This window comes from Methylophilus glucosoxydans, assembly GCF_042676145.1.
Taxonomy (GTDB): Bacteria; Pseudomonadota; Gammaproteobacteria; order Burkholderiales; family Methylophilaceae; genus Methylophilus; species Methylophilus glucosoxydans.
The window spans coordinates 301,351-322,383 of record NZ_JBHTJW010000001.1; the positions used below are offsets into that span (position 1 = coordinate 301,351).

The following is a 21,033-nucleotide window of genomic DNA, read 5'->3' on the forward strand; positions in this document are numbered from 1 at the left end:
GTTATTTTTAGAGAGACGTTCAAGCGAGCTTGCTGAATAACACCTGCGTTGTAAAGCCTAAGCAGTTTCATAAATATTTTCCTGTTAATTGCGCTATTGAATTCCTTTATTATTCCGAAGGTTCTTAGGAGTAATGGCGCATGCCATAAAGCAGATGCATTGCACCGTAAGGGGGCGCATGCATCCTTTGTTGCACTCGGGGTCATGCGTGCGGAAAATGTACTCGCCGCCTTAAATGCTGGATGGATTTGTCCGAATTTTGTGGGAGGTGAAAAGGGCTTGCTTAGTGAAGTATTAAGTCTTATTAAGTTTTTGAAATGGCATTTCAATTCGCATACTCAAATCCAACGCCTGTATATTTTTAGTCAGCGCGCCAATCGAAATCCGGTCTACGCCTGTTTCCGCAATCGCCCTAACCGTCGTTAAATCCACATTGCCCGATGCTTCCAGCAACGCTTGCTTTTGATTGATTGCGACAGCTTTGCGCAGGTCTTCCAGCGTGAAATTATCGAGCAAGATACTGGTGGCGCCGGCATCCAGCGCTTGCTGCAGTTCATCCAGCGTTTCCACTTCGATCTGGATGTTATCCGTGCTGCGCATGGCGAATGCGGCTTCAAGCACGGCGGCAATCGAGCCTGCGGCGGCGATATGGTTTTCCTTGATCAGGATGCCGTCGTACAAGGCCAGCCGTTGGTTGGCGCCACCGCCAGCGAGCACAGCATATTTTTGTGCCAGGCGCAGGCCAGGCAGGGTCTTGCGTGTATCGAGAATTTGAGTGGGGAGTCCACTAATCGCGTCAACATAGCGGCGGGTATGTGTGGCTACTGCAGAAAGCGTTTGCAAAAAGTTGAGGGCAGGGCGTTCGGCACTGAGCATGGCGCGTGCGTCGCCATGAATATGGACCAGCGCTTGATTGGGGACGACGCGGTCACCGTCTTTTACCAGCCATTCGAGCTGGATGCTGCGATCCAACTGCGCAAAGCACTGTTGCGCCCAGGCACAGCCGCAGAGAATGGCAGCCTCACGGCTGATGATGATCGCGCTGGCCTGGGTGCCGGCAGGGATGAGTGCAGCGGTCAGGTCGCCTTTGCCCAGGTCTTCTGCCAGGGCCGATTGCACTTGCGCCGCTATCAGATCGGCATTTAAGTAGTCGGGCAAGTGTTGGTAAAGTGATGCAGTGGTCATGAGCAGCTCAGTCAATTTAAAATTTATGCAGATGAGCGTTCTAAGCCCATGGCAAAAGCTATTATAATAAAAGCACCCCAAGACCAGCGAGTTTTGTACCATCGTATTGCGTCATGGGGTATTTTTTCGGTAAAAGTACTCTTCAATCCGGCTCACATCACACTATGCAGCTTTTATATACGGTTAACAGTCCCTATGCACGTAAAGTGCGTATCGTCGCCATTGAAAAACATATTGACCTGACTTTGACGGAGGTCGTGCTGTCTGCGCCGGATTGTCCCGTGAGCCAGCACAACCCGTTGGGTAAGGTTCCTGTGCTGGTGCTGGATGATGGCGATGCCTTGTATGATTCACGCGTGATTGTCGAGTATCTGGATCATCGCACGCCGGTGGCCCACCTGATTCCGCAAGACCACTCAGCCAAAATCAAGGTCCGTCGCTGGGAGTCACTTGCCGATGGTGTGTGTGATGCTGCCGTGGCGGTGATCTTGGAACAACGCAAGCCAGAGGTGCAGCAGTCTGCGCCATGGATAGAAAAGCAATTTGCCAAGGTGACGGCTGGCCTGACCGTGCTTGATAATGACTTGCTAAAGAAAAAGTGGTGTGTCAACGAAACGTTCAGTCTGGCAGACATTGCCCTGGGCACCGCGCTGGGCTACATAGACTTGCGTTTTAAAAATGTGCAATGGGAAGGCAAATACTGGCAAGAGAAGTTTCCTAATCTGGCCAAACATTACGGGGTGCTGGTAAAGCGTCCCAGCTTCAAGCAAACCATGCCACAGCCTTAGGGCACCTTATCTCAGCATTCCGTCCTAAGCTGTCGGGATGCTGTCTTGATTTTCTCCAGTTGATCTTCAGCCGTTCACCTTGTGATGCGGCGCTTTCCCCTTGTCTACCTTCTCTTTCATTCTGCCTTTTGGCCTCACTGCATCTATCTACTTAAGCTTAATCAGAGATCATATTTTTACGTTGCAAAACTAAATGATAATTGTTATCATTTAAGAATACTCAAAAACATGATCAATACATGCTATGCAGGCAATGAATGCACCAGTCAAAAAAAGATTGCTAGAACTGCTGGATGAGCTCATCGCTCATGATGGCTTCGGTAGCATCAAAGTGGATATACGCCTGCTCAAGCGGGGACAGAAAGAAGTCATTATTGATTGCGGCAAGCAGTACCGCTATGTGGTTGATTTTGAGTCCAGGCAGGAGAAGCAAGGCGCCTGACCATGCGTGATTAAAACAACATCACTTTTATTTTTTAATTTCAATTTTATTGCCATGCGCAAAGCGTGGCGATTGAAATACTCAACGGTGTGGGTCCGTGAGACTTCATTTTAAAAAAATGGCGCGATGGCCTTCGAGAGGAAGGGGCACAAGCGCTCGTTGAGGAGAAATAAATCATGAAATTTTCAGCTTTGGCATTCACCTTAGGCATGCTGTTCAATAGTTACGCATTTGCGACCCAGGCAGTATGGGACACCGCCAATCCCTGGGGGAGTCTGACACCAGCGAGTTATGCTGAGTGGAACGTGTTTAACAGCACCAATGACAATACACCAGATGTCGCTGTGACTGCCGGGATCACCGCTTCTGTGCAAGAAACTACAGGCGGTGCTTTTATCACTGGCGGGGGCAATATTTATAGTTTCTCTGGTGCTACGGCATTCACCGCGACCTTGAGCGGTGCCAGCACAGGCCTGTTTGATGTCTATCTGCGCATTGCAACCTTGGGCACCCTGGCCAACAGTTCAGCAACCTTGAATGGCGTTACAGCGACTTCCGTGTTGCAGTTTAACGAAGATCAAGGCACCGTGATGGGAGGGGCAACTGCTGAACAAGAGTTGTATTGGAAATGGAGCAATGTCGCCGCTTCCAGCCTGTATACCTTTAAATTCAATGCCAATTCATCCAGTATGAGTTTGGATCAATTGGCATTGGCCGCCGTGTCTGTGCCTACTGTGACACCGGTGCCTGAACCTGAGGCCTTTAGTCTGATGGGCTTGGGACTGGGTTTGATGGCATTTGTCGCGCGCCGCAACGCAAAAAAACAAGCCTGATTCCCATTCGGCTGACCATGGCAAAGGGGCTGTTTAGCCCCTTTCTTGCGCGCCCACTTATTTTCGTTAAATGAACATCACCGGTTTAAAGCGGGCTCGCTCTCTTGCGATCCTCTCCAGTTGCCTGCCTGAAAAAAGCTTCATTCGCACAAGGTTAACCTTGTTTGTGGGGCTGTGTTGGCTCGCCTGTTTTTTTTGGCCTCACGCCGCCTGGGCTGAGCAGCCAATACCAGACGTGGAGGCAACGGACGTGCAAACGCCCCCTGCGTCTCCAGCACCCACGATAAAACAGCCAGTGGCCGAGGAGGTGGATACGCTGCCTGAGGTCACCATCCAGGAAAAAAAACAAAAAGCGCCCGAGACTGGGATCAATCCAACCTTGCCGGTTACCACCATTACCAGCGAACAATTGCAACGTGCCCAGCCCAGCAATATTTTTGATGCGGTCAGAGCCGTGCCAGGGGTGTCTATCTCTGGCGGACCACGGCCGAGTGGCATGACGTTTGGGATTCGAGGCTACGTGGACAATGAAGACGTGCTGGTGAAAGTGGATGGCGTGCCCAAAGGATTTGAGAAATACCGTATGGGCGGCACGTTTATCGAGCCTGAGTTATTGAAAAGCATAGAAGTACAACGTGGGCCGCAGATTGCGAGTGGTTCCGGTTCATTGGGAGGCACTGTCAATGCGACGACAAAAAATGCCGAAGACTTTTTAAAGCCCGGTCAGAAGTATGGTGGCAAGGCCAAGTTTGGCTATGGCAATAACAGTGATGAATATTCACGCTCCTATCTGCTGTATGCGCGCCCCGATGAACGCGTGGATATTTTGTATAACTATTCCAATCGGCAGGCCAATAATTTGACCTTGGGCGATGGCTCCAAGCTACAAAGTTCTGCGATTGAATCTATTTCACAGTTGCTCAAGGTCAGTGTGTTTCCAACCGAAGACTTGCAGTTGGTGACCTCTGTGGTGAAGTTTGAGGATACCGGGCTACAACCCTATGATGCGACAGGCGGACAACCCGGTTTCTTTGGCAATGTGGTGCGTTCGGTGGATGATCTCACCTGGTCAGAGACAGTGAACTACGATCCTCAACACCCGTGGATCAACTTTAAGGGTACTATCGGTGCCGGGCATACGCATTTGCAAGATGTGATTGGTCAGGGTGCGCCGTTCAATTCCACGTTTAATGCCTTGCAAAGGCAGTGTCAGGGTGTCATCAATACGACAAATCCCGCGGATACCACGACTTGCCGCGGCAATTTGACGGATACGTACGAATATAAAACAAACACCGTAGACCTGAGCAACCGGGCAATCTTTGCTGAGAAAGATCTATGGTCTGTTTCGTTACTGACGGGCTACCAATACAACGCCAGCGAACGTGAAATTACCCGCTTCTTCGACAATCGGAAGACCGCGTTACAAGCGCTTTATCCCGATGGCTTTAATGCCTCAGCGCCGCCAGGGCGCAAGTCGTTTCATGCCATTTATGTGCAACCAAAGTTTGAGTTCGGCGCATTTTCAGTGATCCCGGGCTATCGCCAGGACCGTTATCAAGTAGAGGCTGACGGAGGCACTTTGGCCTTGCTCGCCCCGTATGGCCAGGCAAGCACCATCAAATTCAAACAAGAGACCTGGAGTCTGGGCCTGGCCTATGATGCCTTCGCCAAACAAAACCCAGACAAATTAACCTTTTACAGCAATTACGGGCAAGGCTTCAGGCCGCCCCTGATTGATGAATATTTTACGCAGGGGCCGTTCAGCCGTTGTCGTACGCAAGTCATGACAACCAAGGGGCCGAAGTCGCAGATTTGTGGGGATTTGTATGTGCCGCAGCGCTCTGAAACCACCGAGGCCGGGGTGAGTTATCAAACACCGCACTTGTTCAATAGCACTATCTGGTTTTCAGGCAAGCTGAATTTTTATCACACCTATACCTCGCATTTGCTGACCTCATTGCGTGAAGATGCCAATGGCAATCTTGCGCAAGATGGTTGGGAGCGCAGAAACGGGGTTGAGGTTGAAAGCTTTTTGCAATATCGTGGGTGGTATCTGCGTAGTGCGTATTCCAGAATCAATGGTGGGATTAATACCGGGCTGGTCAGTGCGCCGTTGTATACCGCGCCAGGCAATGCCTTCAATGTGCAGCTGGGCGCCGTGCTCTCAGAGGCAGTCGATCTGAACCTCAGTTACCGCAAGGTTTCTGACCGGGATATCCTGTTAAGTGGGGATGGCACCACCGCCAGCCCTTACCGGTTTGGGACACAGGACGGCTATGCGCTTTGGAATGCAGGTGCCCGTTGGCAGGCGAGCAAATATGTGACGTTACGACTGATCGGTGAAAATCTCAAAAATACGCTGTATCGCCTGGATGGCACCATGGGCGGCCTGGGTATGTACGGCCCGGGCCGGAATGTGAAATTTCAGATTGAACTGACCTACTAGCCAAGATGGGGCATTGTCGGTTGACGACTGCTGCTAGAGTGGGCCCAAATCGTCATCGCCCAGCAAATGCAGCTTGTTTTTGTGACGCAAGGTTTGACGCTCGTTCAAGCGTTTTTGTGCGGGGCTCGGGAAGTCGGTAAAGCTGATCAGGTTACGCTCAATCAAAATGCCAATCAGGTCTTCAAGCACGCGCGCGAGCTGAATGTCACTCTCACGGAAGGTGTGGTGCCTTTTGAGTTCGTCATCCAGAAAACACAAATACTCTGTGTCGGTATTATCTATTTCCACCCAGTCCGCAGCCACTTGCGTATCTGGGCTGGCCGCAATAATCGCACCTTGGTTATTTTTTAAGACGTAGGCCATCAGGTGTCATTCCTTGTCACTTGGCAGTGTATTTTGATTAAATGGTGTAAACAAAAGCAATAACCATGCCTCGCGCTTGCGATCTCAACCCGGGTTAAAGCGCACCCGTGATGATGCCGCCGCCCAGACAGACGTTGCTTTCGTAAACGACCACACTTTGCCCCGGTGTGATGGCCCATTGATGCTGACCAAAGCGAATTGTCGCTTCTTCTGCATTCACCGCATCGACCTCGCAAGGCGCATCCGGCTGACGATAACGGGTTTTGGCCGCATATACCCAGTTGGTACGCGGCTCTTCGCCACTAATCCAGTGCAGTTGTCCCGCTTTCAGCCCGTCGGATTTCAGAAGCGGGTGATCATGGCCTTGTACCACAATCAGCTCGTTATCGGCCATATGCTTGGCGGCGACAAACCACGGCTCGCCATTGCTTTCACGGCTACCGCCTATCTTGAGCCCCTGGCGCTGACCAATGGTGTAATACATCAAGCCTTCATGCTCGCCCACCACTTTGCCTTCGGGCGTACGCATCACGCCAGGATGACGCGGCAGGTAGCGCTGTAAAAACTCCTGAAACGGCCGCTCGCCAATAAAGCAGATACCAGTTGAATCCTTTTTCTCGGCATTGGCCAGGCCATGTTCACGCGCGATTTCGCGTACTTCACGCTTGAGGTATTTGCCTAACGGAAACAGCGTTTTTGACAACTGCGCCTGATTCAGGCGTGACAAAAAGTAACTCTGGTCTTTGCTGCCATCATCGGCTTTAAGCAGTTGAAAATTGCCTGGCTGGATCGGGTTTTCACGCACTTGAGCATAATGCCCCGTGGCGATTAAGTCTGCGCCCATCCCCATGGCATGGTCCAAAAACGCCTTGAACTTGATCTCGGCGTTACACAAAATATCCGGGTTGGGCGTGCGGCCCGCCTGATATTCCTGTAAAAAGTTAGCGAACACTCGCTCTTTATACTCGGCGCTAAAATTCACGGTTTCAATGTCAATGCCAATTCTATCGGCCGCAGAAACCGCATCAATCAGGTCCTGGCGAGAAGAGCAATACTCATCCGTATCATCGTCTTCCCAGTTCTTCATGAATAAACCGGTGACCTCATAGCCTTGCTGTTTCAACAACAAAGCGGTCACGGAGGAATCAACGCCGCCGGACAACCCGACGATCACATGTGGCTTACTCATAATGCTTGGCCCAAATGCTTCAAAATGTCTAAAGAATAACGTTTACCCGCCAGGTAATCCTGCACACACAACAGCACTTGCGGGCTGCGCATCAACTCGCCTTCGGCCGCAATCTCGGCTTCAGTTTTCCATACGGTGCGAATAATGCCATCGTCTAATGCTTGCTCCGGATAATGTGCACCCAATTTGCCGGTAAAGGCAAAACGCAAGTAGGTAATGCCATTGAGCGGATGCTGCCAGTGGTAAATGCCCACCAGTGCCTCAGGGGTGAAATCATAAGCCGTCTCTTCCAGCGTCTCACGAATCGCAGCTGCAATAATCGTTTCACCTTCTTCCAGATGCCCAGCCGGCTGGTTAAACCTGTTACCGCGGTCTGTGGTTTCTTCTACCAGCAAAAATTTGCCATCTTTTTCAATGATGGCTGCAACGGTGACGTTAGGTTTCCACTGCAGGGAAGATTTGGATGGATTTGAAACGGTGGAATTCAAGATTTGCGGGTTTCGTTAAAAACGCTATTTTACCGCTAAGTGATTGATTGGGGGAGGCTTAATTTACCCCGCCTTGGCACTATGCGGCAGTGATCAGTTGTGGAAACAGGCCAGACAAGCCATGCGCAATAAACTCAACAGCCATGGCGGCCAGAATCAAACCCATCAGGCGGGTGACAATATTGATACCGGTTTTACCCAAGTAGTGCGTAATGCCATCTGCGAGTTGTAACAGGCCCCAGATGAACAACGAAATCAGCGCAATCGGAACCACCAGGCTAAGGTGCCCCCAAAAGCCGGGGTGCTGTTGCGCAGTCAGGATCATGCTCGAGATGGCACCTGGGCCAGCTAATAATGGAATGCTGAGCGGTACAATGGCGATAACTTCACGCTCAGCCATGTCATGAGCTTCTTCGGGAGTTTGGCGCGTAGCACTCTGTTTGCCATGCATCATGGAGATAGAAATTAGCAGTAATAAAATACCGCCTCCCACCTGGAATGAGGGGATGGTGATGCCAAAAAAGTCGAGAATTTTGTCACCGATAAAGGCGGAGACGCATAAGACTATCATTACGGTGATAGCCACTGTACGAGCGGTACGTGCTCGCTCAGCTTTGCTCCAGCCACTTGTGGCGCTGATAAAAATAGGCAGGCAGCCGATGGGGTTAACGATGGCGATCAGGGCGATGGCGACTTTGAGCAGATATGCGTATTCGGTCATGCTGTTTCAGACTCCCAATCGTGCGGCTGGTTGCGTGGTAGGTGGACTTATGCCGGGCGTTTATCGAAAAATGCAATCGGTTGTGGTGGTGGCATTTGCAAGATGTGTTTGCGCACTTTGCCCATCACATGCATTTCGCAAGGTTTGCAGTCGAATTTCAGCGTGTATCTGTCGTTACCACTGATCAGCGTCATGGGCTCAGCCGTCACCGTGCCTTGTACACCGATGACGCCTTTGGCTTCTTTGGGGCATAGGCCGTGGCTAAAACGCAGACAGTGCTTGGTAATCATCACCGGTACTTCATCTAGCTCTTCATTGGCCTCATAAGCGCTGGCGATGAGTTTGACGCCATGCTTGTGATAAAAGTCGCGTGCTTTCTGGTTATAGACGTTGGCTAAATAACTCAGGCTATCTTGCGGATAAATGGCGGGTGGTTCGGCTGCTGCACGCAATAGTGGACGCTCGTAAGCTAGTGTTCTGATATCGACCAGTTGCTCAACGGCATCACGGCGCAGTTGATTGACTGTGGACGCTGGTAAAAACCAGGGCTGGGTCAGCTCGAGACCTATATCTCTGGCAATAAAATCGGTATTGCCTAGTTTTGCCAGGTTTTCACGCAAGCTGGTTTCCGCTTTTTCGACATCATTGGCCAATTGTTTTTCTGCACTGCATTGGGAGGTCGCGCTGAAGCCTTGTTCATCGGTGAGTGTTAAGGCAAAGCCATCAGGCGTTTCGTAAAAGGCAGCATCAATCGCAATTTTGCGCGAGGCTGAATCTTTTTCCAGCAAACGCATAAAGGCATGGTCTCGGTTGCGGTAAAGCTGCGTGTTGTTGCGAATATCCGCTGGCATTTCGTTTGGAAACAGGCGGTAGGTGTATTTATCCAGCGCTTGCACCGTGTTTACGCGCAGGCCAACCAGTTCTTTGTGTACATCAAAAAAGCATACACCGTCACCGTTGTGAAGTTCTATGTCGGTCGCCACATCAATAAAATCTTTACCCACCTTACGCACTTTACCCAGTTCTTCGCCGGCAAATTTGGGTGTATCAAACGCGCCGATATCGGCCTGGCGGCCATTGGCGAAATAATCGGTGGAACTGCGGTTAAAAGTTTTTTCCGGTTGCGGGGTAAATGTGTAGGTGGCATGTCCGGCGGAAGACTTCGCGTATTCCGGCATTTCTTTCAGAATTTCATCAAGCAGTTGGCGGTAATGCGCAGTGGCATTTTTTACATATGGCAAGTCTTTGTAGCGGCCCTCAATTTTAAAGCTGCTGACACCGGCGGCGATCAGGGCGCGTAAGTTGGCGCTCTGATCATTGTCTTTCATCGACAGGTAATGTTTGTTTTTGCCGATAATGCGACCTTTCTGGTCTTCCAGTGTGTAAGGCAAGCGGCACTCTTGTGAGCATTCCCCACGGTTAGCACTGCGGCCGGTATGCGCGTGGCTGATAAAACACTGGCCACTAAACGCGACGCAAAGTGCGCCGTGAATAAAATATTCCAGGTTGGCAGCGGTGGCATCGGCAATTTTCTTCACCGTGGCAATATCCAGTTCGCGTGCCAGTACGATCTGGCTAAAGCCGACTTGATCCAGAAACTGTGCTTTTTCAACGGTACGGATATCGGTTTGTGTACTGGCATGTAGTTGGATCGGTGGCAAGTCGAGTTCTAGTAAACCCATATCCTGCACGATCAGCGCATCGACACCGCTGTCGTATAGCTGATGCACCAACTGGCGAACACCTTCGAGTTCGTTATCATGAAAAATGGTATTTAAGGCGACAAATACCTCAGCATGAAAGCGATGCGCATGCTGCACTAACCTGGCAATATCCTGAACGGTATTTGGTGCTTTGGCACGCGCGCCAAAGGCCGGGCCACCGATATACACGGCATCGGCACCATGGTTAATGGCTTCAATACCGAAATCGGCATTTTTGGCCGGGGCGAGCAGTTCGAGATGTTTGCGGGTTTTTTGCATGCAGAGGTAAGAACTTGATTTAAGACGCTATTTTAAACCAAGCATGCTATTTACGCTTGGTTTAAAATAGCACCATGAGTGGAAATCAGGATTTATTGCAGCGTAGCCTGCGCAGCGTGTGGCATCCATGCACGCAAATGAAACATCATGAACGTTACCCTTTGGTGCCAATTGCACGTGGCGAAGGTGCCTGGTTGTTTGATAGTGAAGGCAAGGGTTACCTCGACGCCGTCAGCAGTTGGTGGGTCAATTTATTTGGGCATAACCAGCCAGTCATTAAAGAGGCAATCAAAGCCCAGCTTGATCAGTTAGAGCATGTGATGCTGGCCGGCTTTACGCACGAACCCGTGGTGGCGCTTTCAGAACAGCTGTCGGCATTAACTGGCTTGGGTCACGCCTTTTATGGCTCAGATGGTGCCAGTGCTACCGAGATTGCACTGAAGATGAGTTTTCATTACTGGCGCAATATCGGGCAACCGGAAAAAACTAAATTCATTAGCTTGCAAAATAGCTATCACGGCGAAACGCTGGGTGCACTCAGTGTGACCGATGTCGCCATTTTTAAAGACACCTATGCACCCCTGATTTTGCAGTCGGCGCAAATGCCTAGCCCGGATAGCCGGTTGGCTGAAGCGGGTGAGTCTGCCGAGGCCTACGCCTTACGTTGTGCTGAGGCGCTGGAAGCCTATGTGGCCGAGCATCATGCCACCCTGGCTGCGTTTATTATCGAGCCTTTGGTACAAGGCGCAGCAGGCATGGCGATGTATCACCCAGTGTATTTGCAACGGGCGCGTGAAGTTTGCAGCCGTTACCAGGTGCATTTGATCGCCGATGAAATCGCCGTTGGTTTTGGCCGTACCGGCACCTTGTTTGCCTGTGAGCAGGCAGGTGAAAAAGTGAGTGAGATTGCAGATTTTATTTGCCTGTCTAAAGGCATCACCGGCGGTTACTTACCTTTGTCCGTGGTGTTGACGACTGATGATGTTTATCAAGCTTTTTATCACGACCAGACCGTCAAAGGCTTTTTACACAGCCATAGTTATACCGGTAATCCCCTCGCTTGCAGTGCCGCGCTCGCGACGCTACAGCTGTTTGCGGCTTCGGATGTGCTGGGGCAAAACCGTGAGACAGCGCAGACTTTGCTGAGCGCCGTTGAGCACTATGATTTTGCCATGCAACATGTGCGCCAGCGCGGCATGATTACGGCTTTTGAGGTCGTGACGCAAAACCCGCAGTTCGCGCGGGATTGTTATGCCGCGGCCTTAAAGCATGGCCTGCTGTTGCGGCCAATCGGCAACACCGTTTACTGGATGCCGCCCTATTGCCTGACGCAATCGGATCAGCAGCATCTGGTGGAAGCTACACGGGCAGCGGTGATGGAGAGCATGTAATGCGCTGGTGGCTACTGTTTGCCAGTCTGTGGCCGGCGCTGGCGCAGGCGGCCTTGCCCGCCAGTTTGCAAGACGCACTCGCCAAAGCGCAACTGCCGCTTGAGAGTGTAGCAATTGTTGTACAGCCGGTGGAAGGCGGGCCGCCTTTGATCAGCCATCATGCGTCCAAAGCCATGAATCCCGCCAGCGTCATGAAGCTGGTCACCACCTATGCTGCGCTAGAGGCGCTGACGCCTGCCTATCGCTGGAAAACCGAAGTCTATCGCAATGGGCCGCTCAATCAAGGCGTGCTTGAGGGTGATTTGATCATCAAAGGCGCAGGTGACCCGGCACTCAATGTTGCAGAGTTCTGGCGCTTGTTGCAACAAATACAGCAACAAGGCGTGCGCCAGATCAAAGGCAATCTGCTACTCGATTTAACCCTATATGCGCCTGAAGTCAGCCAACGGCCCGTGCTGGATGATGAACCTTGGCGCGCCTACAACGCCAACCCCAGTGCGCTATTGCTCAATGGCCGCAATACCAGCTTCCGTTTTTCGGTCAGCAGTCAGGCGAATAAGCCCGCCGTGCTCATCGCGCAAGAATTTGAGTTGCCGAATATCCATATCATCAACACCATGCAAGCGCGCAAAGGGGCGTGCAATGACTGGCGCAGTGACTTGCATTACAGCGTCACCCCGCAGACGGATGGGGTCACCGTGGCCTTTAGTGGCACACTGCCCGAGCAATGTGATGAGCGCTACCTTGAGTTGAGCGTGCTGTCTGATACGCAATATGTGTATGCCACGTTTAAAAAACTGTGGGCGCAATTGGGCGGGCAGTTTAACGGACAATTGGCACTGGCTCCGGTCACGGATGCGGCGATCCCGCTCACGACCTGGTCATCGCCACCGCTGGATTCGGTGGTGCGCGACATCAATAAGTGGAGCAACAATATCATGGCGCGCCAGGTGATGCTGACGATTGCGCAAGACGCCGGGTTTACGCCCGCGGATGAAGCCGGAGCTGCTTTGGCACTCAAGCAGGTTTTGCGTCAGCGTGGGTTGGTGTTTTATGAACTGGTGCTTGAAAATGGGTCTGGTTTGTCGCGCAATGAGCGTATCAGTGCGGAACATTTGGCGCAGTTGCTCGTCACAGCCTATCAGCGTCCGGTGATGCCAGTGTTTATGGCTTCTTTGCCCATCTTAGGCATGGATGGCACCACCAAAAAGCGACTGGCCGATAGCACGAGCAAAGGCATGGCTTATCTCAAAACCGGCTCGCTTGAGGGCGTGAGCAGTCTGGCTGGCTATGTGCAGGATCAGGCGGGCAAACGCTATGTGCTGGTGATCGTCGCTAACCATGCGCGGGCATCGGCCGTGCGTGCGGTGCAGGATCTGTTATTAAAACAACTGATAGAAGGTTATTGAACCCAGATTTTCCATTAGGCGATTTTCAATCTACTTGAATGCCAACTTGTCCATTTTGCGTCTTTTTTGCGTAAATTTTCGGCCAATAGAATGACTATTACCCTCAAATTTCCGTAAAAAATCCATCAAACTGTCCTTCGTTGTCATTTCAAGTCCTAATAGAAAATCTGGGTTGAACAACGCACTAAAGAATTTGTGGATAAAAGCGCGTAAAATGACGGACGTTTTCTGGGAGCAAATACATGAAATCTGGAATGAAATTAATCGGTTGCAGCTTGTTGATGCTGTTGACCATGACGGGTTGCCAGGCGCAATCTAACTCTGCGAATACAAAGGAAGCTACGCAAATGTCTGCCAAGGTGACTGAATTACAAAAAATTGATACGGTGGTAGGCACTGGTCGCGAGGCTGAAGTTGGTTTTAATGTCACTGTGCATTACACCGGTTGGCTCTATGACGCCAACAAAGCCGATCATAAAGGCCAGAAGTTCGATAGTAGCCTGGATCGCAATTCGCCGTTTAACTTTTTTCTTGGTGGTGGCCAAGTGATTGAAGGTTGGGATACGGGGGTGCAGGGCATGAAAGTGGGCGGCAAGCGCACCTTGATTATCCCTTCTGAGATGGGCTACGGTGCCCGTGGTGCAGGTGGTGTGATTCCGCCGAATGCGCCGTTGGTGTTTGATGTTGAGTTGCTGGGCGTAAAATAAACACTAGCCGTATCGTTGACATACGTTTTTATCCTTGTGAAATGAGAGTTTAGATGCAAGTCCAGGTGAAGTGGATAGATGGGGTCAGTTTTGTCGGTGAGTCTGAAACAGGCCATGCCGTGGTACTCGATGGTGCGCCAGAAAATGGTGGCCGTAATATTGGCATGCGTCCCATGGAGATGCTGCTGATCGGGATGGGCGCATGCACTTCATTTGACGTGGTAACGATCCTGAAGAAAGCCCGTCAGCCCATTGTGGATTGTGTCGCGCAGATTCAGGCCGAGCGCGCTGATACGGTGCCCAAGGTGTTTACCAAAATTCATGTGCATTTTGTGGTGACGGGTGAAGGCCTGAATGCGTCCCAAGTGGAGCGTGCGGTAAAACTGTCTGCCGAAAAATATTGCTCGGCCAGCATCATGCTGCAAAAAGCCTGCGAGATCACACACGGCTTCGAAATCAAGGCGCCGACCTTTGACTAATCTACGCATGATGACACTGGCTGACATAATCAATCAACGGAGCGTGGCATGAGTATTCCAAAAGGCATGATAGGCATTCGTCACGTCGCGCTGTTTATCAAGGAGCTGGAGTCAGCCGTGGATTTTTACACGCGGGTGGTGGGCATGCAAATCGAGTGGCAGCCCGATCCTGACAATGTGTATTTGACCAATCATGGCGATGTGTTTGCCTTGCACCGCGTCAGTTATACACCGGACCCGATGCAACGGCTGGATCATATTGGCTTTGTGCTGACAGATGCGCAGTCGGTGGATGACTGGTATGCGCATATGGTGGCGCATGATGTGCGCATTACAGAAGCGCCAAAAAGCCATCGGGACGGCTCCCGTGGCTTTTACTGCCTCGACAGTGTCGGCCATTTGCTCGAGTTTATCTATCACCCGCCCATCGTCCGGCATCTCGCGGCGATTGCGTGACTGGACATTAAAAAAGCCTCTAGTGTTAGAGGCTTTTTTGTTTGGCGCTACTCGGTAATGAGCTTGATATTGAGCGTCAGCTCTTTATCTAACACATTGAGCAAGCGGTCGATATTGGGATGCTTGCCTGGATGATCTTCCGCATCCTCGGTATGTTCGGCGTATAAGGCCAATCCCTCTACCGCTGCATCGGTGTTAATTTCACCAAAGACTTTGAACAGATGATGGTAAATCTTGATGGAGCCTTGGGTGCCAGGTTTGTTCTCGATGATCCCGGCAGGCTGATTGCTTTCATCATACAGTTCAATGCGTTTGACGTGATCCGCACTGTCCAGCATCAGAAGATTGTCACTAAATTTTTGCATGGTTGACTCTAGGTTACTACAAATCATTACAAGTGATACGCGGTGCGCGTCATCACTTTTGAAGCCAGCCGCATGGCCAGTTTGACTGGCGCTGGCAACCTGGCGCCGCCCAGTTGCTCTGCGGTATGGGCGTGGTGCTCTTCGTCTTCTTTCATTTGCGCCACAATCGCTTTGGACGCGGTATCGTGAGCCGGGAGCTGTTGCAGGTGACTTTGCAAATGTGCAGAAACTTGATGTTCTGTTTCCGCCAGAAAGCCCAGATTCCACTTGTCGCCAAGCAGGCCGGCTGTGATACCCATGCCAAAACTGGCACCGTACCAGAGCGGATTGAGCAGACTCTTGCGCCCCCCCAACTCTTGAATCCGTTGTTCGCACCAGGCAAGATGATCCACCTCTTCACGAGACGCTTGTTTAAGCGCCTCTACATTGGCCGGGTCACGTGAAACCAGGGCTTGACCACTGTACAAGGCTTGTGCGCAGACTTCGCCGACATGGTTGATGCGCATGAGTGCCGCGGCATGTTTGCGTTCGCGGTCACTTAACGTGTCGGGGGTGGTTTCCGCGGGTGGGTAAGGGCGGCTGGAGACTGCCGGGCTGAACACCGTACGCAAACCCATATCCATGACGGCGATGGCTTTGTCTAGTGTCAGCGGCGGCAAGTTCAGCATAGTGGTGTCTCAAGTAAGGCCTGTTTACACCTGCGGGTGTAAACAGGCAGAACATTATGGTTTGGTTGCGCTTACTTTAGCAGGTTCTGGCGCTTTTTGAACAGGCAAGCCTTTGAGTAAGTTCATGGCCTGAACAAACTGGAAGTCATCCTGAGTGGCTGGCTCAATCGGGCCACGTGTTTCAGCATGTTTTTCTTCCTTGAGTTTTTCGGCAGCCGCACGTGATTTTGCCTCGTCAACGGATTTGCTGTCAGTCGCATTCTTGCCATCGGTCGGGTTGGACAAGTGCCGCTTCAAGTCTGCTTCATGCAGGCTCAGGCTAGGATCGGAACCATCATCCACCGTCACGTCCGGCACAATGCCCTTGGCTTGAATCGAACGGCCATTGGGCGTGAAATAGCGCGCTGTGGTCAATTTGATTGCGCTGCCATTGTTCATCGGCAATATGGTTTGCACAGAGCCCTTGCCAAAGCTTTGGATGCCCATAATGGTTGCTCGTTTGTGGTCTTGCAACGCCCCAGCCACAATCTCTGAAGCAGAGGCTGAGCCGGCATTGATCAGCACGACGATAGGCACCGATTTAAACTCTTCTGGCAAATCTTTAAGGTAATCAGACTTGCCGCGACGCGCATAATCCAGAGGGGTTGCATTCAGGCGCATCTTGGAATCAGCAACACGACCTTCGGTGTACACAACTAAGTCATCCTTGGGCAGGAACGCGGCAGAGACGCCTACGGCCGCATCCAGCAAACCGCCTGGGTTGTTACGCAGGTCGAGCACCAAGCCTTTGAGCGGGCCTTTATTTTCTGCACGCAAGTTTTTGAGCGCTCTGGCCAAATCTTCACCAGTGCGTTCCTGGAACTGGGTGATACGAACATAGCCGTAACCTTGTTCAATCCATTTGTTCTTCACGCTTTGTGACTTGATAATGGCACGTGTCAGGGTGAAGGTCAGCGGTTTGTCCTCGCCTTTACGAATCACGGTCAATGTAATTTTGGTGTCTGGAACGCCACGCATGCGTTTAACTGCATCATTCAGCGTCATACCACGTACTTGGGCATCATCCAGTTTCATGATCAGGTCACCAGACTTGAGACCTGCTTTATAAGCCGGGCTATCTTCAATCGGCGTAACTACTTTGACCAGGCCGTCTTCCATGGCGACTTCAATTCCCAGTCCGCCAAACTCACCTTGCGTACCTGCTTGCAGCTCTTTATAAGCATCGGCATCCATAAAGGTTGAGTGTGGGTCCAGGCCTTGCAGCATGCCGGACAAAGCTTCGTTGATCAGCTTCTTGTCCTCTACAGGCTCAACGTAATCAGATTTTACTTTGGCAAAGACTTCGGCGAAGACGCGTAATTCATCAATAGGTAATTGAGAGACTGAGGTCCGGTCTGCCCATGCAGAAATATTGATACTGACCAGAATCCCTACAAATACGCCTGCACCCAGCAAGCCGAACTTTTCTAATTTGGAACGCATACCATGCCTTGTGTGATCAAATAAGCGAAGAATATTACTTTATTCAGAATCAGGATGCATCAGTTGATGTCAGCCTGTTGCAGAGAGTAGATAGAACGCTGTTAAGTTCATTTTCCGCTATTTCAATAAAATTGACTATACTCTTCTAGCAAATAATTGTTTAGAGAAAAACATGCAAAAGCCTATCGTAGAAATCGAGTTTTGTACACAGTGCCGATGGTTGTTACGGGCTGCCTGGCTGGCGCAGGAGCTGTTAACCACGTTTGATGGCGATTTGAAGTCAGTCAATCTCGTCCCTGGAACGGGCGGTATTTTGGAGGTGCGCTGTGATGGTGTGGTGATTTTTTCACGCAAAGCCGCAGGGCGCTTTCCAGAAGCCAAGGAGTTGAAACAGCTGATCCGTGATGTGATTGATCCCGAGCGTTCGCTCGGGCACAGCGATACGCCAGTCAGTCCTTAAGCGGGCTGGAAGGAGGCTGGTCGTCATCCTGAAGAGTTGATGACGGTTATTGAGACGCTTCTACCTCAAGTCGCTTGGCACCGTTATAGCGCGATTTCCAGTAGCGCTCATCCATGTTTTCAATGCGTACCTTTGCACCCGCGCGTGGCGCGTGGATAAACTGGTTATTGCCGACATAAATGCCCACATGCGAAAACGCAGATTTAAGGGTGTTGAAAAAGACCAGGTCGCCCGGTTGCAATTCCTCACGTTTGACGGTGTTGCCCATTTCGCTAATGGTACGGGCTGAAGGGGGGAGCGCAATCTGAGCAGCATTCATGAACACATACTGTACAAAGCCGCTGCAGTCAAAGCCGGTTTCAGGGCTGCGTCCGCCATATTTGTAATTGACCCCGGTCAGGCTTAAGGCGCGGATCATGATTTCCTCGACCTTTTCAGACCAGCTGCCAGAGACGCCGGACTGACTCTCCATCACCTGCGCTTGAGAGTAACTGTAGGCGTTTTGCCAGCGCTTGTCATCCCCGGGCGCGGCAACGCTTTTGCACTGGCAGAGCAGTACACTCACGAGTAAGGCTGCCAGCCGGAAAATGGATTTATTCATCACAATCAAGGGCTTGTTATATTGAATTTGAAGCGGTTTAAAAAGTTTTACAGGCTAAACCATGCCATATTTTATATTGATATGCAAGTATTTGGCGCCTTTTGTACGTTGCTTGACTGACTGAAAGTCGCAAAAGTGCTGTCTGTTTTGGCAATGCTCATGGGATAATTACACATGTCTTTAGCGCAGCAAGTCAGTTCGGCATTTTCAGAAAACGGGTCTTTGGCACAAGCCATGCCCGATTTCCGCAGCCGCCCGCAGCAACAGGAAATGGCGCTGGCCATCGCCGAAGCGATTGAGCAGCAACAGCAGTTGGTCGCCGAGGCTGGCACCGGCACCGGTAAAACCTATGCTTATCTGGTGCCTGCGCTGTTGTCGGGGGGCAAGGTCATTATTTCTACCGGCACCAAAACCCTGCAAGATCAGCTCTTTCAACGGGATTTGCCAGCGGTACGCGAAGCGCTCAAAGTGCCCGTGTCTGTTGCCATGCTCAAAGGGCGCGCCAACTATCTCTGCCATTATCACTTGCAACGTGCCAGCCAAGAAGGGCGCTTTCAGTCGCGCGAGGACGCACAATATATTCCTATCCTGCAAAGCTTTGCTGAACATAGCCAGACTGGTGATAAAGCAGAGTTGGTCGAAGTGCCGGAACAAGCGACCGTTTGGCAACAAGTGACCTCCACCCGCGATAACTGTGTCGGCCAAGATTGCCAGTTTTACAAGCAATGTTTTGTCATGGAAGCACGCAAGCAGGCATTGGCGGCCGATGTGGTCGTGGTCAACCATCATTTGTTTTTCGCCGATGTCATGTTGCGCGATGAGGGCGTGGCCGAGTTGTTACCCAGCGCCAATACCGTGGTGTTTGACGAGGCGCATCAATTGCCTGAGGTGGCTGGGCTCTTTTTTGGCGAGGATATCTCCACCTCACAGTTGATGGATCTGGCGCGGGATAGTCAGATGGCTTACCTGAGCCTGGCCAAGGATTGTGTTGCGCTGAGTGAAGCGGTGCCGCCGTTGGAAAAGGCATGCCGAGATTTCAGGCTGGTGTTCCAGTTTGAAGGTTCGCGTATGCAGGCACAAAAGGCGCAAACCATGAAAAATTTTGATGAGGCTTTTCAGCGCATGCTGGAAACACTCGCCGCCCTGACCGCGGTACTAGAAACCCAAGCTGGTCGTGATCCGCTGCTGGAGAAGTGCTGGCAACGCGGTGAAGCATTGCTGGCCCTGTTGCAAGCCTGGTTGAAAGGCAATCACGCCAATCTTGTGCGCTGGGTCGAGGTATTTAGCCAAAGTGTACAGTTACATGCGACCCCCCTCAGTGTGGCGGATGGCTTTGGCAAGCAACTCAATGCGCAGCCGCGTGCCTGGATTTTTACCTCAGCCACGCTGGCCGTTAAAAGTGATTTTAGCCATTACCAGAGCCAGATGGGGCTGTTGGCGGCGCAAACCCGGCACTGGCAAAGTCCGTTTGATTACGGTCAGCAAGCGTTGCTATATGTGCCTACGGGTATGCCTGAACCGAATAGCAGTGCTTATGCCGCTGCCGTTGCCGCTGTCAGTTTGCCTGTGCTGCAAGCCAGCCGTGGCCGCGCGTTTGTGCTGTGTACTTCACTTAAGGCCATGCGCGAAGTGCATGCGTTGCTCAAAAATGCGTTTGAAGAACTTGGCCTCAATTACCCCCTGCTGATGCAAGGCGAGAGTAACCGCACCGAATTGCTGGATCGCTTCCGCAGTCATGGCAATGCCGTCCTCGTCGGCTCGCAAAGCTTTTGGGAGGGTGTGGATGTGCGCGGCGAGGCTTTGTCCTGCGTCATTATCGACAAGCTACCGTTTGCGCCGCCCGATGATCCGGTCCTGGCCGCCCGCATCGACAAAATGAACGCCGAAGGCAAGAATGCCTTTATGGAGTACCAGTTGCCCTATGCTGTGATTACCCTCAAACAGGGCGCCGGGCGTTTGATTCGGGATGAGCAGGATGTGGGGGTATTGATGATTTGCGATCCGCGCTTGGTGGATAAACCTTATGGCCGCCGTATCTGGCAAAGTCTGCCTCCATTCAAACGCACACGTGTGCAACAAGAGGTGGAAGACTTCTTTGCACTGATCAATGGGGTTTCTTGATTTGTGAGGATTGCGCGCCATGCTTGAGATTGCCGCTCACGAATATACCCTCACTGCCATTCGCGCCCAAGGCGCAGGTGGTCAAAACGTCAATAAAGTTTCGTCTGCCATCCATTTGCGGTTTGATATCCAAGCCTCCAGCCTCAGTGAGGCCGTGAAAGCCCGCTTGCTCAGTCGCAAAGACCAGCGCATCAGTGCAGAAGGTGTGCTGGTAATCAAGGCGCAACAATACCGCACGCAAGAAGCGAATAAGCGCGATGCGATTGCCCGGTTGCATGCGATTGTCGAAGCGGCGAGTCATGTGAACCCGGTACGCCATGCGACCCGGCCAACACTGGCTTCGAAAAAAAGAAGGGTGACCGGGAAGTTGCTGCGTGGGGTCGTTAAACAGGGCAGGGGCAAGGTGCTGGATGAAGCATAAACAAGACATACTTTTGCTTGGCCGCTGTATGGG

22 protein-coding genes are annotated in these 21,033 nt (G+C 51.5%); 12 read left to right on the forward strand and 10 right to left on the reverse strand.

All coding sequences use genetic code 11. The features are described 5' to 3' along the window. Positions 1–294: 294 nt before the first annotated feature. On the reverse strand, positions 295–1,185 hold the full coding sequence (gene nadC, locus ACFQ1T_RS01450) for a carboxylating nicotinate-nucleotide diphosphorylase (protein WP_379073485.1): 891 nt from the start codon (positions 1,183–1,185) through the stop codon (positions 295–297). Between the two features lie 164 nt (positions 1,186–1,349). On the opposite strand from nadC, the gene ACFQ1T_RS01455 reads away from it, so the two are divergent. The 4 genes from ACFQ1T_RS01455 (at position 1,350) to ACFQ1T_RS01470 (ending at position 5,697) form a co-directional block, all read left to right on the forward strand. Continuing rightward, positions 1,350–1,973: a glutathione S-transferase family protein gene (locus ACFQ1T_RS01455; RefSeq protein ID WP_275356612.1), complete on the forward strand. Its 624-nt coding sequence runs from the start codon at positions 1,350–1,352 to the stop codon at positions 1,971–1,973. 244 nt (positions 1,974–2,217) lie between these two features. Beyond that, positions 2,218–2,415 (forward strand): hypothetical protein, encoded by a 198-nt coding sequence (locus ACFQ1T_RS01460; RefSeq protein ID WP_194749262.1) that lies wholly within the window; start codon positions 2,218–2,220, stop codon positions 2,413–2,415. A 176-nt stretch (positions 2,416–2,591) separates the two neighbouring features. Then, entirely contained in the window at positions 2,592–3,248 is a 657-nt protein-coding gene (locus tag ACFQ1T_RS01465) for a PEP-CTERM sorting domain-containing protein (RefSeq protein ID WP_379073486.1), read from the forward strand. Between the two features lie 250 nt (positions 3,249–3,498). Then, positions 3,499–5,697 (forward strand): TonB-dependent receptor domain-containing protein, encoded by a 2,199-nt coding sequence (locus ACFQ1T_RS01470; protein WP_379073487.1) that lies wholly within the window; start codon positions 3,499–3,501, stop codon positions 5,695–5,697. A 33-nt stretch (positions 5,698–5,730) separates the two neighbouring features. Here the strand turns inward: ACFQ1T_RS01470 and ACFQ1T_RS01475 are convergent, their stop codons facing one another. From ACFQ1T_RS01475 to ACFQ1T_RS01495, 5 genes are all read right to left on the reverse strand, one after another. Next, the gene (locus ACFQ1T_RS01475) at positions 5,731–6,060 is read right to left on the reverse strand and encodes a hypothetical protein (RefSeq protein ID WP_194749265.1); all 330 of its coding nucleotides are present in this window, start codon (positions 6,058–6,060) and stop codon (positions 5,731–5,733) included. 94 nt (positions 6,061–6,154) lie between these two features. Beyond that, positions 6,155–7,249 (reverse strand): tRNA 2-thiouridine(34) synthase MnmA, encoded by a 1,095-nt coding sequence (gene mnmA / locus ACFQ1T_RS01480; protein ID WP_313985930.1) that lies wholly within the window; start codon positions 7,247–7,249, stop codon positions 6,155–6,157. After that, positions 7,246–7,701 (reverse strand): NUDIX hydrolase, encoded by a 456-nt coding sequence (locus ACFQ1T_RS01485; protein WP_379073765.1) that lies wholly within the window; start codon positions 7,699–7,701, stop codon positions 7,246–7,248. Before ACFQ1T_RS01485 ends, mnmA begins: the two co-directional genes overlap by 4 nt. A gap of 115 nt (positions 7,702–7,816) precedes the next feature. Continuing rightward, positions 7,817–8,458, reverse strand: a complete 642-nt coding sequence (locus tag ACFQ1T_RS01490; protein WP_379073488.1) for a YchE family NAAT transporter — start codon at positions 8,456–8,458, stop codon at positions 7,817–7,819. 47 nt (positions 8,459–8,505) lie between these two features. Then, positions 8,506–10,440: a peptidase U32 family protein gene (locus ACFQ1T_RS01495; protein WP_379073489.1), complete on the reverse strand. Its 1,935-nt coding sequence runs from the start codon at positions 10,438–10,440 to the stop codon at positions 8,506–8,508. Between the two features lie 74 nt (positions 10,441–10,514). On the opposite strand from ACFQ1T_RS01495, the gene bioA reads away from it, so the two are divergent. The 5 genes from bioA (at position 10,515) to ACFQ1T_RS01520 (ending at position 14,882) form a co-directional block, all read left to right on the forward strand. After that, positions 10,515–11,831, forward strand: coding sequence for an adenosylmethionine--8-amino-7-oxononanoate transaminase (bioA, locus tag ACFQ1T_RS01500; RefSeq protein WP_379073490.1), 1,317 nt, complete (start codon positions 10,515–10,517; stop codon positions 11,829–11,831). After that, positions 11,831–13,240 (forward strand): D-alanyl-D-alanine carboxypeptidase/D-alanyl-D-alanine endopeptidase, encoded by a 1,410-nt coding sequence (dacB, locus tag ACFQ1T_RS01505; RefSeq protein WP_379073491.1) that lies wholly within the window; start codon positions 11,831–11,833, stop codon positions 13,238–13,240. Before bioA ends, dacB begins: the two co-directional genes overlap by 1 nt. A 293-nt stretch (positions 13,241–13,533) precedes the next feature. Next, positions 13,534–13,947, forward strand: a complete 414-nt coding sequence (locus ACFQ1T_RS01510) for an FKBP-type peptidyl-prolyl cis-trans isomerase (protein WP_194749413.1) — start codon at positions 13,534–13,536, stop codon at positions 13,945–13,947. A gap of 53 nt (positions 13,948–14,000) precedes the next feature. Next, a complete protein-coding gene (locus ACFQ1T_RS01515; RefSeq protein ID WP_194749276.1) occupies positions 14,001–14,426 on the forward strand; it encodes an OsmC family protein in 426 nt (141 codons plus the stop codon). Between the two features lie 48 nt (positions 14,427–14,474). After that, positions 14,475–14,882 (forward strand): VOC family protein, encoded by a 408-nt coding sequence (locus tag ACFQ1T_RS01520; RefSeq protein ID WP_379073492.1) that lies wholly within the window; start codon positions 14,475–14,477, stop codon positions 14,880–14,882. A 47-nt stretch (positions 14,883–14,929) separates the two neighbouring features. Here the strand turns inward: ACFQ1T_RS01520 and ACFQ1T_RS01525 are convergent, their stop codons facing one another. Genes ACFQ1T_RS01525 through ACFQ1T_RS01535 form a run of 3 tightly spaced genes read right to left on the reverse strand, consistent with a single transcriptional unit; the run spans position 14,930 to position 17,397 of the window. Then, the gene (locus ACFQ1T_RS01525; RefSeq protein WP_194749278.1) at positions 14,930–15,247 is read right to left on the reverse strand and encodes a DUF2322 family protein; all 318 of its coding nucleotides are present in this window, start codon (positions 15,245–15,247) and stop codon (positions 14,930–14,932) included. A 26-nt stretch (positions 15,248–15,273) separates the two neighbouring features. Next, positions 15,274–15,915, reverse strand: a complete 642-nt coding sequence (gene coq7 / locus ACFQ1T_RS01530; RefSeq protein ID WP_275356626.1) for a 2-polyprenyl-3-methyl-6-methoxy-1,4-benzoquinone monooxygenase — start codon at positions 15,913–15,915, stop codon at positions 15,274–15,276. A gap of 54 nt (positions 15,916–15,969) precedes the next feature. Beyond that, positions 15,970–17,397, reverse strand: coding sequence for a S41 family peptidase (locus tag ACFQ1T_RS01535; RefSeq protein ID WP_194749280.1), 1,428 nt, complete (start codon positions 17,395–17,397; stop codon positions 15,970–15,972). 172 nt (positions 17,398–17,569) lie between these two features. On the opposite strand from ACFQ1T_RS01535, the gene ACFQ1T_RS01540 reads away from it, so the two are divergent. Continuing rightward, entirely contained in the window at positions 17,570–17,857 is a 288-nt protein-coding gene (locus tag ACFQ1T_RS01540) for a SelT/SelW/SelH family protein (protein WP_275356627.1), read from the forward strand. 46 nt (positions 17,858–17,903) lie between these two features. Here the strand turns inward: ACFQ1T_RS01540 and ACFQ1T_RS01545 are convergent, their stop codons facing one another. Further along, on the reverse strand, positions 17,904–18,458 hold the full coding sequence (locus ACFQ1T_RS01545; RefSeq protein ID WP_194749282.1) for a C40 family peptidase: 555 nt from the start codon (positions 18,456–18,458) through the stop codon (positions 17,904–17,906). A 174-nt stretch (positions 18,459–18,632) separates the two neighbouring features. Between ACFQ1T_RS01545 and ACFQ1T_RS01550 the strand changes: the two genes are divergently transcribed. Continuing rightward, on the forward strand, positions 18,633–20,579 hold the full coding sequence (locus ACFQ1T_RS01550; RefSeq protein ID WP_379073493.1) for an ATP-dependent DNA helicase: 1,947 nt from the start codon (positions 18,633–18,635) through the stop codon (positions 20,577–20,579). 19 nt (positions 20,580–20,598) lie between these two features. Beyond that, complete coding sequence (gene arfB, locus ACFQ1T_RS01555) at positions 20,599–21,000, forward strand: alternative ribosome rescue aminoacyl-tRNA hydrolase ArfB (RefSeq protein ID WP_379073494.1); 402 nt, start codon at positions 20,599–20,601, stop codon at positions 20,998–21,000. The last annotated feature ends 33 nt before the right edge of the window (positions 21,001–21,033 follow it).

Bases quoted from the DNA above. Each gene is read 5' to 3' on its own strand.
- nadC (WP_379073485.1), bottom strand. From the start codon at position 1,185: ATGACCACTGCATCACTTTACCAACACTTGCCCGACTACTTAAATGCC.
- ACFQ1T_RS01455 (WP_275356612.1), top strand. From the start codon at position 1,350: ATGCAGCTTTTATATACGGTTAACAGTCCCTATGCACGTAAAGTGCGT.
- ACFQ1T_RS01460 (WP_194749262.1), top strand. From the start codon at position 2,218: ATGCAGGCAATGAATGCACCAGTCAAAAAAAGATTGCTAGAACTGCTG.
- ACFQ1T_RS01465 (WP_379073486.1), top strand. From the start codon at position 2,592: ATGAAATTTTCAGCTTTGGCATTCACCTTAGGCATGCTGTTCAATAGT.
- ACFQ1T_RS01475 (WP_194749265.1), bottom strand. From the start codon at position 6,060: ATGGCCTACGTCTTAAAAAATAACCAAGGTGCGATTATTGCGGCCAGC.
- mnmA (WP_313985930.1), bottom strand. From the start codon at position 7,249: ATGAGTAAGCCACATGTGATCGTCGGGTTGTCCGGCGGCGTTGATTCC.
- ACFQ1T_RS01490 (WP_379073488.1), bottom strand. From the start codon at position 8,458: ATGACCGAATACGCATATCTGCTCAAAGTCGCCATCGCCCTGATCGCC.
- ACFQ1T_RS01495 (WP_379073489.1), bottom strand. From the start codon at position 10,440: ATGCAAAAAACCCGCAAACATCTCGAACTGCTCGCCCCGGCCAAAAAT.
- bioA (WP_379073490.1), top strand. From the start codon at position 10,515: ATGAGTGGAAATCAGGATTTATTGCAGCGTAGCCTGCGCAGCGTGTGG.
- dacB (WP_379073491.1), top strand. From the start codon at position 11,831: ATGCGCTGGTGGCTACTGTTTGCCAGTCTGTGGCCGGCGCTGGCGCAG.
- ACFQ1T_RS01510 (WP_194749413.1), top strand. From the start codon at position 13,534: ATGACGGGTTGCCAGGCGCAATCTAACTCTGCGAATACAAAGGAAGCT.
- ACFQ1T_RS01515 (WP_194749276.1), top strand. From the start codon at position 14,001: ATGCAAGTCCAGGTGAAGTGGATAGATGGGGTCAGTTTTGTCGGTGAG.
- ACFQ1T_RS01520 (WP_379073492.1), top strand. From the start codon at position 14,475: ATGAGTATTCCAAAAGGCATGATAGGCATTCGTCACGTCGCGCTGTTT.
- ACFQ1T_RS01525 (WP_194749278.1), bottom strand. From the start codon at position 15,247: ATGCAAAAATTTAGTGACAATCTTCTGATGCTGGACAGTGCGGATCAC.
- coq7 (WP_275356626.1), bottom strand. From the start codon at position 15,915: ATGCTGAACTTGCCGCCGCTGACACTAGACAAAGCCATCGCCGTCATG.
- ACFQ1T_RS01535 (WP_194749280.1), bottom strand. From the start codon at position 17,397: ATGCGTTCCAAATTAGAAAAGTTCGGCTTGCTGGGTGCAGGCGTATTT.
- ACFQ1T_RS01540 (WP_275356627.1), top strand. From the start codon at position 17,570: ATGCAAAAGCCTATCGTAGAAATCGAGTTTTGTACACAGTGCCGATGG.
- ACFQ1T_RS01545 (WP_194749282.1), bottom strand. From the start codon at position 18,458: ATGAATAAATCCATTTTCCGGCTGGCAGCCTTACTCGTGAGTGTACTG.
- ACFQ1T_RS01550 (WP_379073493.1), top strand. From the start codon at position 18,633: ATGTCTTTAGCGCAGCAAGTCAGTTCGGCATTTTCAGAAAACGGGTCT.
- arfB (WP_379073494.1), top strand. From the start codon at position 20,599: ATGCTTGAGATTGCCGCTCACGAATATACCCTCACTGCCATTCGCGCC.